This is a genomic window from Brotomerdimonas butyrica (genome assembly GCF_025567305.1).
GTDB classification, from domain to species: domain Bacteria; phylum Bacillota; class Clostridia; order Peptostreptococcales; family Anaerovoracaceae; genus Lentihominibacter; species Lentihominibacter butyricus.
Window position 1 is genome coordinate 118,153 of record NZ_JAOQJP010000001.1, and the last position, 13,206, is coordinate 131,358.

General features: G+C 48.6%; 12 protein-coding genes and 1 tRNA gene. 9 read left to right on the forward strand and 4 right to left on the reverse strand.

From position 1 onward, the window contains the following. The first annotated feature begins 11 nt into the window (after positions 1–11). From OCV59_RS00515 to OCV59_RS00530, 4 genes are all read left to right on the forward strand, one after another. Complete coding sequence (locus OCV59_RS00515) at positions 12–935, forward strand: AAA family ATPase (protein WP_147592528.1); 924 nt, start codon at positions 12–14, stop codon at positions 933–935. Beyond that, positions 932–2,686, forward strand: a complete 1,755-nt coding sequence (locus OCV59_RS00520; protein ID WP_147592371.1) for a vWA domain-containing protein — start codon at positions 932–934, stop codon at positions 2,684–2,686. The genes OCV59_RS00515 and OCV59_RS00520 overlap by 4 nt, the downstream gene beginning before the upstream one ends. 216 nt (positions 2,687–2,902) lie before the next feature. After that, positions 2,903–4,411 (forward strand): carbon starvation CstA family protein, encoded by a 1,509-nt coding sequence (locus tag OCV59_RS00525; protein WP_147592372.1) that lies wholly within the window; start codon positions 2,903–2,905, stop codon positions 4,409–4,411. Between the two features lie 15 nt (positions 4,412–4,426). Continuing rightward, positions 4,427–5,440 carry an AAA family ATPase gene (locus OCV59_RS00530; protein WP_147592373.1) on the forward strand — a complete coding sequence of 338 codons (1,014 nt, stop codon included), beginning with the start codon at positions 4,427–4,429 and terminating at the stop codon, positions 5,438–5,440. 93 nt (positions 5,441–5,533) lie between these two features. Here the strand turns inward: OCV59_RS00530 and OCV59_RS00535 are convergent, their stop codons facing one another. Then, positions 5,534–6,646, reverse strand: coding sequence for an aminopeptidase (locus tag OCV59_RS00535; RefSeq protein ID WP_262584026.1), 1,113 nt, complete (start codon positions 6,644–6,646; stop codon positions 5,534–5,536). Positions 6,647–6,746: 100 nt separating this feature from the next. Between OCV59_RS00535 and OCV59_RS00540 the strand changes: the two genes are divergently transcribed. Further along, on the forward strand, positions 6,747–7,703 hold the full coding sequence (locus OCV59_RS00540) for a diacylglycerol/lipid kinase family protein (RefSeq protein ID WP_262583993.1): 957 nt from the start codon (positions 6,747–6,749) through the stop codon (positions 7,701–7,703). A gap of 179 nt (positions 7,704–7,882) precedes the next feature. After that, positions 7,883–7,970, forward strand: a tRNA-Ser gene (locus tag OCV59_RS00545). A gap of 370 nt (positions 7,971–8,340) precedes the next feature. Here the strand turns inward: OCV59_RS00545 and OCV59_RS00550 are convergent. The 3 genes from OCV59_RS00550 to OCV59_RS00560 form a co-directional block, all read right to left on the reverse strand. Continuing rightward, on the reverse strand, positions 8,341–10,104 hold the full coding sequence (locus OCV59_RS00550; RefSeq protein WP_147592376.1) for a hypothetical protein: 1,764 nt from the start codon (positions 10,102–10,104) through the stop codon (positions 8,341–8,343). 53 nt (positions 10,105–10,157) lie between these two features. After that, a complete protein-coding gene (locus tag OCV59_RS00555) occupies positions 10,158–10,847 on the reverse strand; it encodes a TetR/AcrR family transcriptional regulator (RefSeq protein WP_262583994.1) in 690 nt (229 codons plus the stop codon). Positions 10,848–11,038: 191 nt separating this feature from the next. Next, positions 11,039–11,224, reverse strand: a complete 186-nt coding sequence (locus OCV59_RS00560) for a hypothetical protein (RefSeq protein WP_147592377.1) — start codon at positions 11,222–11,224, stop codon at positions 11,039–11,041. Between the two features lie 507 nt (positions 11,225–11,731). On the opposite strand from OCV59_RS00560, the gene OCV59_RS00565 reads away from it, so the two are divergent. The 3 genes from OCV59_RS00565 to OCV59_RS00575 all read left to right on the forward strand — a co-directional run. Continuing rightward, the gene (locus tag OCV59_RS00565) at positions 11,732–12,166 is read left to right on the forward strand and encodes a MaoC family dehydratase (protein WP_262583995.1); all 435 of its coding nucleotides are present in this window, start codon (positions 11,732–11,734) and stop codon (positions 12,164–12,166) included. Further along, entirely contained in the window at positions 12,163–12,864 is a 702-nt protein-coding gene (locus OCV59_RS00570; protein WP_147592379.1) for a DNA alkylation repair protein, read from the forward strand. Before OCV59_RS00565 ends, OCV59_RS00570 begins: the two co-directional genes overlap by 4 nt. 4 nt (positions 12,865–12,868) lie before the next feature. Then, on the forward strand, positions 12,869–13,206 hold a 338-nt coding region (locus OCV59_RS00575), incomplete at its 3' end, for a DUF4186 domain-containing protein (protein WP_262583996.1).

Here is a 13,206-nt window from a genome sequence, read left to right on the forward strand (position 1 = left end):
AGGTGTTGATGATGAATGATATGATCGAGTTTCTGAAAAATGAGGGGGTCTCACCTGATCTGGTCAGAGAGGTGCAGGAGTTTGCGGATGTACATCCCGCGTCAGAAAAATTCTCAGGAAGGGTGCCTGTTCCGAAGTTCTATTATTACGGCAGGAAAATATGGGAAGAGGCACTTGCAGTCCTGCTCTGCGGAAAGAATCTTTTGCTGACCGGTGAAAAAGCGACAGGTAAGAACGTGCTGGCTGAAAATCTGTCTGCAGCCTTCGGACGTCCGGCGTGGGACATTTCTTTCCATGTAAATATGGATGCGGCGTCGCTTATAGGAACGGATACTTTTGCTGACGGCCGGGTCATGTTCCGTCCGGGACCGGTCTACTGTTGTGCGCAGAACGGAGGATTCGGCATTCTGGATGAAATCAATATGGCCAGAAACGAGGCGCTTGCGGTCCTGCATTCAGCTCTTGATTTCAGGCGAGTGATCGATGTGCCGGGATATGAGAGGATCCCGCTTGCCGAGAGTACGCGTTTCATAGCGACCATGAATTACAATTATGCGGGCACGAGAGAATTGAATGAGGCTCTGGCTTCAAGATTTGTCGTGATCCAGATGCCGGCAGCGTCTCAGGCGGACCTGCAGAGGATACTGAGCGATCAGTTCCCGGATATGACAGAGAAATACAATGATCAGTTCACGATGCTTTTTCTGGATTTCAGGAAAAAATGCGAGAATGGTGAGCTTACGGAGAAAGCGATGGATCTCAGAGGTATGCTGGACGCCATAAGTCTGATGCGCAAAGGGATCGCGGCGAGAGAGGCGTTGACTCTCGGTATCACCAACAAGATCTTCGACAGCTATGAACAGGAACTGATCAGTGATATGATAGCGGCACGCATACCATCGAAGCTGAAAGTTTCGGAGGTATTCAAAAAATGAATGCATCTTCATATACGGAAGTACAGCGAAGGGCGGCAAACCAGATCTGGAGTGCGGCCGGAGACTATGATTTTGAACCGCTTTTCATGGCGCTGCATGGATCACAGGGAGATCCTGACTTTTACATGAATCTGATCATAGGGCTGGCATACAGGTATTATGGAAAAGAGCTTGTCACTTCGCTGTTTGATCAGTGGAACGGCGATGTCAGACAGAATATGCTTGACGATCTGACATGGGTATATCTTGAAAACGCTTTATATACCGCGGAAAGTGATCGCAGACCTTCGATGGCAGAACTTCGCACGGACTATGCGGAAGATTTCTTTGCAAAAGAATATAAGCTGTCCAGGCAGGAATGGATGAGCAGGAACCATCTTGTGTATGACATACAGGCGGCCAGATGGAGCAGCGTGATCGGGAGAAAAAAGCCTGTGCTTACTCCGGCAGAGAAGAAGCTGCTTATTGCACTCACGCCGGATAGAATGCCGCCGGGAGATAAGCTGACCGAAACTCTGCTGGACATTTACCGCAGTTTTTTACTGTTCGACGGAAAAAAGAAAACGAAAAAACCTTTAAAGATACATTTCAAAGGGGAATTCGCACATTTGCTTACTCGTATGATGCCGACGCAGCTTGTGAAGACCGATCGCGTGGTCGTCATGAGATCAGCGCAGGGCGAGTCTCCGCAGGAGGGGTTCAGCCAGAGCATGAGAAGCAGTGCGCTGACGCTGAAAAGAGAAGAAAATGACAGGAACTACATAGAAAGCTGTTTCGGAAGGTCGCTTTATTCTGAAAAAGAGCGCCTGACAGCGGAAAAAGAATTGTGTACGGGCAGTCATGACGGATGTCATATCTGGGTCACCGACGGTAAAGCAGCTGCGGGCATAGAGCTGTCGGCGGCAGATCGTCACCTGATAGAACAGTCAAAGCTTCAGGAAGAAAGAAACAGGGAGTATTTTTACGGGAATTCTGAGCTGCACAAGAGTATCATCACACGCCTGGCGGGGCAGATAAGGAACTGCATGCTGGTGCATCAGAAGCCTGATGTCATGGCCGGACGCAGCGGGAAGCTGGATACGGCAAGGGTATGGCGTGCTGAATATGTGAATGATGACAGGATTTTTCATTTAAGCGAAGATGTGCCGGACTCGTCTTTTACAGTCGATCTTCTTCTGGATGCTTCGGCTTCAAGGCTGCAGCATCAGGAAATGATAGCTGCGCAGGGAGTGATACTTTCAGAAAGTCTAACATCGTGCAGGATACCCGTCAGAGTTTCGGAATTCTGCAGCGTTAGGGGATACACCGTGCTGCGTATACTCAAATCATTCGAGGATAAAAAAAGCGATCCCGTGCTGCGCTATTTTGCAGCAGGCTGGAACCGCGACGGACTGGTGATGAGGATCGCAGATGATTTTCTCGATCGTGCAAAAGGTCCTGCAGACAGGCATCTGCTGATATTTCTGACAGATGCCGGACCAAATGACAGCTTCCGCATACGGCCGTCGAGCGAGAATCCATTCGGACATGACTACGGTGATGAAACAGCCGTGCGCGATACGGCATCAGAAGTGCGGGAACTGCGGAGGCGGGGACTGCATGTATCTGCTGTTTTTATGGGTACAGATGCAGCTGCGCTGAATGCGGAGATCATTTACGGGAAAGAATATGCAAGGATACGTGAGATCGGCGAGCTGGCCAAAGCCGCCGGGAGTCTGATACAGAAAGAAATCAGAGAAATGAACGTCTGATCGATATGTGCAGAAACAGTATAAAACAGTAAAAATTAAAAAAAATGGAGTCATATACTGATTAATTTGCTATATAAGGCTAATTGTTTATTTATATCATTGCACTTTATGCAAAAATTCATATAATAATGGTATATGCATAATGTTCAGGTGGGACATGCCCTGAGCTGGAAAAACAGACAAATTCATCACACAGTTGAAAGGGAGGGATATTAAATGATAAGCTTTATCATTTGTCTGGCTATTTTAGTTATTGGCTATCTTACATACGGAAAGGTCGTTGACAATACGTTCGGACCGGACGATCGCGAGACGCCGGCAGTGCGTATCGATGACGGCGTGGACTATGTAGTGATGCCGCAGTGGAAACTGTTTCTTGTACAGCTTCTTAACATCGCAGGACTCGGCCCGATATTCGGTGCCATGCAGGGTGCACTGTGGGGACCTGCAGTATTTCTCTGGATCACGTTCGGTACGATCTTTGCCGGCGGTGTCCACGATTACTTTTCCGGTATGATCAGCGAACGTAACGAAGGAGGTTCTATCGCTGAAGTCACAGGCAAGTATCTTGGAGGAGCCATGCAGAATGTCATGCGTGTCTTTTCTGTAGTACTGCTGATCATGGTAGGTACTGTCTTTGCAGTAGGGCCTGCCGGGCTGATAGTAACGCTTTGCAAAAATGGCGGCGTTTCAGGAATTTTAAGCACTACGCTGTTCTGGCTGGTGCTCATACTTCTGTACTATTTTATTGCAACGTTCATTTCGATCGATAAGATCATAGGAAAGATATATCCGCTTTTCGGTATCTGTCTGATAGTTATGGCTATCGGCGTTATCATCGGGATATATACGAAACCTGATTTTACGATCCCTGAAATATGGAGCCATATGTATAATATGCATCCGTCAGGGACGCCGATGTGGAGCTTTATGTTCATCACTGTGGCATGCGGTGCGATATCGGGATTCCACTCCACTCAGTCACCTCTTATGGCGCGATGCATGAAGAGTGAGAAACAGGGACACTTTGTTTTTTACGGTGCAATGGTCGCAGAAGGTATAATCGCCCTGATATGGGCGGCTGCAGGATGTGCGCTTTATGATGTGACAGGCGGACTCAATACCGGTCTTGCAGCAGTGCTTGCAGACGGTCAGTCAGCTGCGATATATGATGTATGCTCGAAGACGATGGGCGGTGTCGGTATCGCGCTCGCAATGATCGGAGTCATCGTGTGTCCGATCACGTCAGGCGATACGGCTTTCCGTTCAGCGAGACTTACTCTGTCCGACTGGTTCCATCTCGATCAGGGAAGCTATCTGAACAGACTCAAGCTCTGTATACCTGTACTTGGTGTAGGAGCGGTGCTCGGTATAGGAAATGCGATAGGCGCGATCGATTATACGGTCATATGGCGTTATTTCAGCTGGACGAACCAGACATTAGCTATGATCGTTCTGTGGGCGGCTTCGATGTATCTGGTAAAAGAAAAGAAAAACTACTGGATCACAGCAGTGCCAGCAACGTTCATGAGTGCGGTTTCAAGTACATACTTCATACTCGCACCGGAGTGCCTGGGAGGCATAATCAATTCCAAGACAGCTGATGGTGCAGTTATTTACAATACAGCTGTAGCATATCCGATAGGTATCGTTTTCGCGGCAGTGCTTCTGATAGTTTTCCTTCGCGCGGCGAAAAAACATTCGGCAGCAGCAATCCAGGGATAAGAGAGGTTTTTGATCATGATTTTTAAACCGCATCCGCTCAGCTCGAGGCATCTCGACAAACAGGAACTTGAGAGAGACAGAAAATCCTGTCGCAGATCCGGTCCCTGCGGTGTCGGGGAAAAAGCGCTGTATCTGAACAGTTTTTTTATAGACAGGCATTACTATGTTCCGTTCGCATCAGTGGAGCGGGTGTTTAAGCGTGTTGCGATGAGCAAGGGCGGATTTTCGGGCAAAGGAATGTTCGCCAGCATGCCGTATCTTGTCGTCGAATATGACGGCGGACGGCAGAAACAGTGCAATTTCAAGCATGAAAATCATGTCGACGAGATCCTTGAAACGCTTTCTCGTGAACAGCCTCAGATAAAGCTGATGAGCAGATCAGCAGAGGCGAAGATCGCAAGACAGAAGGAAGAGCTGGACGAGGAACTGCGTTCGCGGCCGGAGCTTACAGAAGGAGCGGTAACAGAGATAGATGAGCTTCAGGAAGCCATAGACTATCTGGAGCAGAAACCTGAGTTAAGCGAAAATCTGAGCCGGGCGGCCAGGAAAAAGCGTGCATATCAATGTTCCAGCCCAAGCTACAGATGGGTGGCGATGGCTATCACGATGCTCGGTTTCATTGCAGTTGCGGCAGGCGTATATTCGTTCACGGTACACAATGGCCTTGCAGTATACTTCGCACTGTTCGGATTTGCAGCCATATTTACCTTTGCAGGCTTCAGCGTACTGCCTACGGCACGTAACAACAAGAAGTCGATAATGAGGTACGATGATGATTCAAGAATGCGGATGGAGGAGTATATCAGGGATTATCCGGACTTTCCGGTCCCTGCCAGATATGCGCATCCTGTGGTGCTTAAACGCATGCAGCGCGCTATGATGCAGGGGCGTGCGTCAGAGGCAGATCAGGCACTGGAAGTGGTCAAGGATGATCTCAGAGCTCTGAACAGCGATGTCCAGGTATCACAGAAAGAATATGACGAAGTGGTTGCGATCAAGGCGATGTTCCTCAATGCGGGATATCAGTAGAAAAACGGTCTCAGAAAACAGGATATATTTCAGGGGCTGTGCATCGATGTTATTTGTCGGTGCACAGCCCCTTTTTTGATGCAGTATGGTAGATTACTTGAGATTTTCAGGATTTAGGCATTCGAGTTCAGGGATCACGAAAAGGCCGTCTTTTCTGATCAGCACATCGTCGAAGTAGATCTCGCCGCCGCCGTATTCAGGTCGCTGGATCATGACCAGATCCCAGTGCACTGCGGATTTGTTGCCGTTGAAAGCGTCTTCGTATGCGGCTCCCGGCGTCAGATGGAAGCTGCCTGCGATCTTTTCATCGAAGAGAGTATCCTTCATCGGCTCCAGCACGTACGGATTCACGCCGATCGCGAATTCTCCGAAATACCTTGCACCTTCGTCTGTATCGAGCAGCTGGTTGATACGCTCGTTGTTATTCGCTTTTGCATCGACGATCTTGCCGTTCTTTATTTCGAACACGATGTTCTCATAGGTGAAGCCCTGCTCCTCGGACGGCGTATTGTATGAGATGATGCCGTTCATCGATTCTCGTACAGGCGCTGTATACACTTCACCGTCAGGGATGTTGCATTCACCTGCGCACTTTACAGCCGGAATGCCCTTTATGGAAAACGAAAGGTCAGTGCCCGGTCCCTTGATCTTTACATTATCAGTCTTTTCCATAAGTGCAGCGAGCGCGTCCATGGCTCTGTTCATCTTTGCATAATCGAGCGTGCATACGTCGAAGTAAAAATCCTCGAACGCATCGAGGCTCTGCCCGGCGAGCTGAGCCATCGAAGGGTTAGGGTATCTCAGTATGACCCATTTGGTGTGGTTGACTCTGTAATCCAGCGTCGGAGTCGTGATCCTGCTGTACATGTTGAGCTTTTCTGACGGCACATCGGAAAGCTCGGCAGAGTTGTTCCCGGCGCGTATCGCGATATAAGCCTGCATGCCTTTCATCTGCGCCAGCTGGCATTCGTTGATGAATTCGGCCTGTTCCCGGCGGCAGCCCATCAGGACCTCGCGCGTGATCTCCGAGTCGCGTATCTCAGTGAACGGCATCCCGCCTTTTTTGTAAACGTTGCGGATTATCTGCTTCACGAGCGGTTTGCAGCAGTCGCCTTCGTAAGAAATGAGCACTTTTTCGCCTTCCTGGACTCTGCAGGAATAGCTGACGAGCAGGTCAGCCAGTTTTTCGATTCTTGGATCCATTATTTCCTCCCGATTTATGTTAATTTTGTAAATTTCTATAGTTATTGTACCCTAAATGTGGTATTTTTAAAAGGATAGATTGATCGGAGGTATTACATATACGGTGAGAAATATTTTTGTTATAAATCCCCATTCGGGGAAAAAGCGCAGGCAGAGGAAGCTGATCGCGGATATCGAAGCGGCGGCATCGAAGCTGGGCCTGCAGTGCGAGGTATATTATACAAAGGCTGCAAAGGACGGAGAGCGTTACATAAAGGAAATCTGCGAGGCAAATGCCGCGAGCGGCGAACAGCTGCGCATTTATGCGTGCGGCGGCGACGGAACGATAAACGAAGCGGTGAACGGCGCTTTTGGATATGAAAACGTAGAGATTGGCGCGGTGCCGATGGGGACCGGCAACGACTATATCAGGAATTACGGGACTGTGGCGGATTTTCTGGATATGGAAAGGCAGCTCACGGGAACGTCGGTCGGCAGCGACCTGATAAGATATGACGCGGAGTACAACGGCGTCACAACGAGCGGATACTGTGCGAATATGTTCAATATCGGATTTGACTGCAATGTCGTTGATATGACGGCGCGTGTGAAAAACTGGCCGCTCGTGGGCGGCACGCTGGCGTATCTGATATCCGTAGCGATAATACTGATAAGAAAGAAGGGGGCGGATCTCAGGATCTGCTATTCTGACGGCCGCGAGTCTGACGGAAAGATCCTGCTCGTCGCTATCGCCAACGGCTGTTACTGCGGCGGCGGCGTGAAAGGTGTTCCGTACTGCAAACTCGACGATGGCCTCATGGATGTGAGCGTCGTGGAAAATATCAGCAGAAGTTTGTTCCTGGCGCTGTTTCCGAGCTATTCCAAGGGTACTCATATGCAAAAGCGCACGATCCGCGAGAAACATATAATAAAATACACTAAGGAAAAGCTGCTGACTGTCATTGCGAACGGGGAAAGTCTCAGGCTGTGTACGGACGGTGAGATAACGACGCAGAAGAAAATCGACTTTTCCGTCGTACACGACGCATTCCGTTTTATCGTGCCCGCGCCGGCACGGTAACAGCCGGATATGAAACAGCGGAGTGGGAGCGTGATGATCTGGAAAAGTAAGAATCAAGTAAAATTCGGGAAGCAAAAATCGCTGATGTGTAAACAAAAATGTTGCAAGCCGGTCCATTTTCATGTATACTAATTACTGTTCACTGATAAAAACCAAGAGCAGTGGACAGAAAACACTTTGGAGAGTTGTCAGAGTGGTCGATCGTGCAGCACTCGAAATGCTGTGTCCTTAACCGGACCCAGGGTTCGAATCCCTGACTCTCCGCCATAAACGAAAAGACGTCCGTGAGACGTCTTTTCGTTTATAGTAGAAATCTCCGGGGATTCGAACCCCTGACGTATGTCTGCTGAAAGATTTTACCAACAACGTGGAATACAGCTGAACGATTTGGTATTTTTTCTTATGTAAAGGCGCAGTTTTCCTTGGATCTTTACCAATATGGAACGTCCCGGTTCAGTGTTTTGGCAAATGATAATACTGATAAGGCTGATTTTTAAGGGAAACTGCCAAAAACACGGTTCATACAGGTGCTTTCTGGTAGTTTGAAAATACCGATGATGCGTCAGCCTTAACGTGAAATGAACCCCTGCGTCAGACGCAGGAGTTCATTGTTAAAAGGTTCTGTATGGCAATACGGTTATTTGTCGATGGATGTCTTTCGTCTGATGATCAGAGTTACCGCTCCGGCCAGTGATGCCAGGAGAGCCAGTGCAGTCAGCGGCAGTACAGGGAAGTTGTCTCCGGTCTCCGGAGATGTTTTTGCACCTGTCTGATCCGCTGATCCGGAAGGTTCATCTTTCGCAGGATCATCAGCGGAGATGTATGCGCCTGTGACGCAGCTGTCAGGATCAGTGCCCAGTGAGCTGTTATCCCAGATAGCATCAAAATCCGGGGCTATTTCATCCGAATTTCCACGAGGATCTTTAGTGACTCCGATACCTATATAGTGTCGTACTGTATCAGGCGGGTTATTGCTCCAGTTATGATAATAATAAATGATAGATTTTTGTAATGCTGCGGAACCGTCAACTGTCGGTGTGTATATGCGATCCGCTCTGGTTGACCCGCCCCTCCAGTATTCCATAGGATGATCAGAGTTGGGATCCACGACGAAATTCCAGTTTTTCTGCCAGCCCGAAGGCGGTGTCATGTTACCTTTGTCACGGTCAAAGAAAATCTGATAAAGGGTCGCATTGCCCTCATAGTCTTTGTGGATCTGCTGCATCCATTCGGCTGTCGGGGTAAGAGTCGAGCTGTCATAGCTGACAAAGCTTCTCCAGTGATTCAGATTAGGCCATATGTCTGTTCCGTGTTTTTGAGTGTTCCAGCGTCCTTTGAGTCCCGTCAGCTTGGTGAATTCGGGTTTGTTATTCTGATGCGAGTAGTACCAGTTGGTAAGATCGTGAATCCCTTTTTTCTTGTCTGCTTCATTAGGGATGGTCTGCTCTTTGGCTGTGGTATACAGATACATCTCGTGCCCGGGTGTCTGATAGTGACGCATGGAATCAGGCAGCTTTGTTACTTTGTACTTATTATAGGTGTCTTTGACTTCAGCGATCTGTTCGTCGAGCATCGTCAGACGCGTCTTCAGCCCATCCGTGGAAATCTTGGAAGCTAAGGGATGCTGTTTGTTATAATTTTCGATCGCATCGATACGGGCAAGGATCGAGAGCTTGTCTATTGCAGCAGCGGACAGATATGATTCTGTCACATTATTCTGAAAGGCAGCCCATTCCTCATATGCCTGATGCTCCCACTTGTATTTGTATTTCATGGTCTGATGCCATATTGAATAGATCGGCTGCCGTTCACTGCTGTATAATACCCATTCGCCCTGGGTCAGATAGTTCCCGTAGGTATATACATCTTTGTCAAACTGGCAGTCTCCGCCGTGGAGTGATTTAGGATTCATCTCTGCGACGCTGGTGATGAGATAATCTTTCTGTGCAGTTGCCCGGGCATCATCGTTTTTATAAGTTGCATTATTTACAGCGTTAAGCCCTCTGTAATTCTTCTCAAAAGATCCGTTCCATGATTCCTGGATAAACTTATTCATGTTATCGTAAAGATCTTTTTTCATGATCTTCGTGTCGATCTCGTTAAGCATATCGATCATCTTGTTCTGGTTTTTTACGACATCATCCAGTCTGCCCATGATGATGTCGCAGTCGCTTTCTTCATCGGTGTTGAGAGCGGCGGCGATAAGTTTTTTGGTTCCCCATTTTGCAAATTCAGCAGGAGTGCCCTTTGCAGCATCCAGCAGAGCCTTCTCGAGGATGGCCTGAGCATCCACCTCGCTGCCGGCGGAATGGACAGTGACGGCAGCAGTCGGCTGCCAGATGGTAAATGCGATCGCAAATGCAGCCAGCATGCTCAATAGCTTTTTCTTCCGTGAGTTCATGGTTGGTACCTCCTTACGGTGTAGTAAATGATGAATGATCCCTTTGATCCCTTTTATATCCCGACAGATTCAAATCCCTTTTCTGCGCGGGCTATTGTATTCTTGATCAGGGTTTCTGCGATGGTGCGCAGATCCATGTTCAGAATCGAGTCGATGGTATCCAGCTGCTTTTTTTCAGGCACATGATAAAGCGTGAGGCAGCAGCTGAGATAGCGTGAAATCTTATCCTCTATAGTGAAATACATACTGCATGGTTTGGCCATGAAGTTGCGGGTAATGCCGCATGATGCCAGATCCATCTCGTAAAAATCTTTTTCGGTGGCGTCAGGCAGATATTCAGCAAAAAGCTGCTGCAGCTTTTTTGCAGTATTCACGTTGATGTATTCTGCGGTGGTCGGCAGCGTATAGGCTGCGACATAAAGCTCCCGCAAGGCTTCGGATATCTCTGTTATGTGAAGCTGCAGAGATGTCTCTATGCTGTAGAGAAAAACAGGATCTCCTTTGTCAGGAAGCAGGGCTTCGCTATGGAAAAACTGGCTTTTAAACATCTCCTCTACAAGCCGCAGAAGCAGAGCCTCCTTGCTTTCAAAAGCGGCAAAAAAAGATGACGGCGACATCCCGGCCGCTTTTGCGATAGCGGCAGTGGTGGTTCGCTCATATCCTTTTTCCAGAAACTGCTGGATAGCAGCGTAAAGCATTTTCTGCTCCCTTATCATTCCTTTTTTTTGCATTCCTCTAGGCATACGCAGATCCTTTCCTGCATGCGATCATAAAGCTGATGTCTGACAATTGACCGAACTTTTGAGTTCGGTCAATTATAACATAAGAGATACGGGTGTGGCAACTGTATAATGATGATATGACAGTGTCAAGTTGTTGTGGAAGTTTTGATTGACATCGATTCCTGTTTTTCAGTTCAATATCGTATTGCGGATCATTGCCGTTTTATGAAGCAGTATCTGGATTCCACTTTCTTCTCAAGCGATCCCGGTTTCAGCACTTTGTTTCCTACGCTTTGCCTGCCAACTGCCCTGCATGTTGCGATCTGCGCACTGTTTGCATAAGATACCTCGCAGTCGTATTCATAAGCTCTGCACACATGCTTTCTGTGATCTCGCATAGACTTTACAGATCCGGGTATTACGCAGCAGTTTCAGCCGTAAATCAGCAGCAGTACATAGTGATCGGCTGAAAACTGGAAATCAGATGCTTTACCTGTGACAGGGCAGCAAAATCCTGACACATGTTCAGCTGACTCTCTATGTCGCTTCAGCCATATACTCGTATTTTTCATATAGCACAGCTGAAATATGGAAATCCGTGTAAATTTACAACCTCTAATCTTTCTATGAAGATCCGCCCGGGCACCTTATTCTGCCTGCAATTTACATTTTTCAGCCATAAATACTGATAAATTCTATGTTTATAGCTGAAACAGCCGCGACAAACGATCCGTGACCTACATGCCGCGCGTAATACACTCGTCGCCTTTGTTTTTTCGTAATTCCACAATTATTTTACACTATCAGCGGTCTTTATACATTTGACATTTTTTAACATCTGCATTATAATACAACAGAATAAAAAGGCAGACGCTTAAATCAATGGGCATTTTCAGGAGGACATGATGTATTTTGATGATTTCAACGTAGGAGACACTTTTGAGCTTGAGAGCATAAGCATAGACAGGCAGAAGATGATGGAGTTCGCACATGATTACGATCCGCAGAAGATCCATACGGACGAGGAGCACGGCAGGGATTCGAGGTTCGGTGATATCATCGCACCGGGCATAATGAGCTTCATGTCGGTATGGGCGAAATTCGTTAAGAGCAATATCATATTTGATAATTTCATCGCAGCTCAGAATTTCAGGATCGACTGGCTGGCACCGGTGTTTGCGGGCGATGAGCTGACGGGAAAAGTGAAGATCACAAGAATAGAGCCGCGCAACAAGTACAACGGTATCGTCGATGTGAATCTGACGATATTCAATCAGGAAGGTAAGAAAGTCATGGACACGGTGACCGAGGCGATACTGAACAGGAGACAGGGAAGATGACATTGAAGGACAGGCTGATGGAGCTGCAGGATCTGAAATATGCGGATTTCCAGCGAAAGCTGATGCCGACGGTGCAGGCAGAAAAAGTTATCGGAGTCCGCACGCCGCAGCTGAGGAGGCTGGCAAAGGAGCTCAAGGGTTCCGATGAAGCAGAGGCTTTCCTCGAAGAACTCCCCCATGAGTTTTTTGATGAAAACCAGCTGCACGCTTTCCTCATAGGGGAGGAAAAGGATTTCGACAAATGCATCCGGGAGGTCGAACGCTTCCTGCCGTTCGTCGATAACTGGGCGACGTGCGACCAGCTTTCACCGAAGGTATTCAGAAAACACCGCACGGAGCAGCTCGGGTACATACGCAGATGGCTGGACAGTGACCACACGTACACGGTGCGCTTTGCGGAAGGCATGCTGATGGAGCATTTTCTGGACGAGGATTTCGCACCGGAGTATCCGGAGATGGTAGCAGCGGTCAGGTCGGAGGAATATTACATCAACATGATGACCGCGTGGTATTTCGCGACGGCGCTTGCAAAGCAGTGGGATGCGGTGCTGCCGTACATCGAGGGCCGCAGGCTGGACATGTGGACGCACAACAAGGCGATCCAGAAGTCGGTCGAGAGCCGCCGCATCACGCCGGAGCAGAAGGAGTACCTGAAGACTCTGAAGATAAAAAAGGAAAGGGCTGCGGCCAGGGGGTGATGCTGTGCAGACTGTAGATCAGGCGCTGGAAAAGCTCAGCAGATCGGATTTTCGAACGAAGTTCCATCTCGACAGCAGAGACAGGGCGTATATAGCGGAAAAGGGCATGGACACGATAAGGCTCCACGCGGAGGATTTTATCGCAAAGCGGCTGGCTTCTGCGGTGATACCGAACGACGGCAGGCAGACGCCGATGCGCGGGCATCCCGTATTCAAGGCGCAGCACGCCTGCGCGTGCTGCTGCAGAGGCTGCCTGGAAAAGTGGTACCGAGTCCGCCCGGGAGTGCAGCTGACAGATGATCAGCAGCGGCGCCTCGTGAATCTGCTGATGGCGTGGATCGA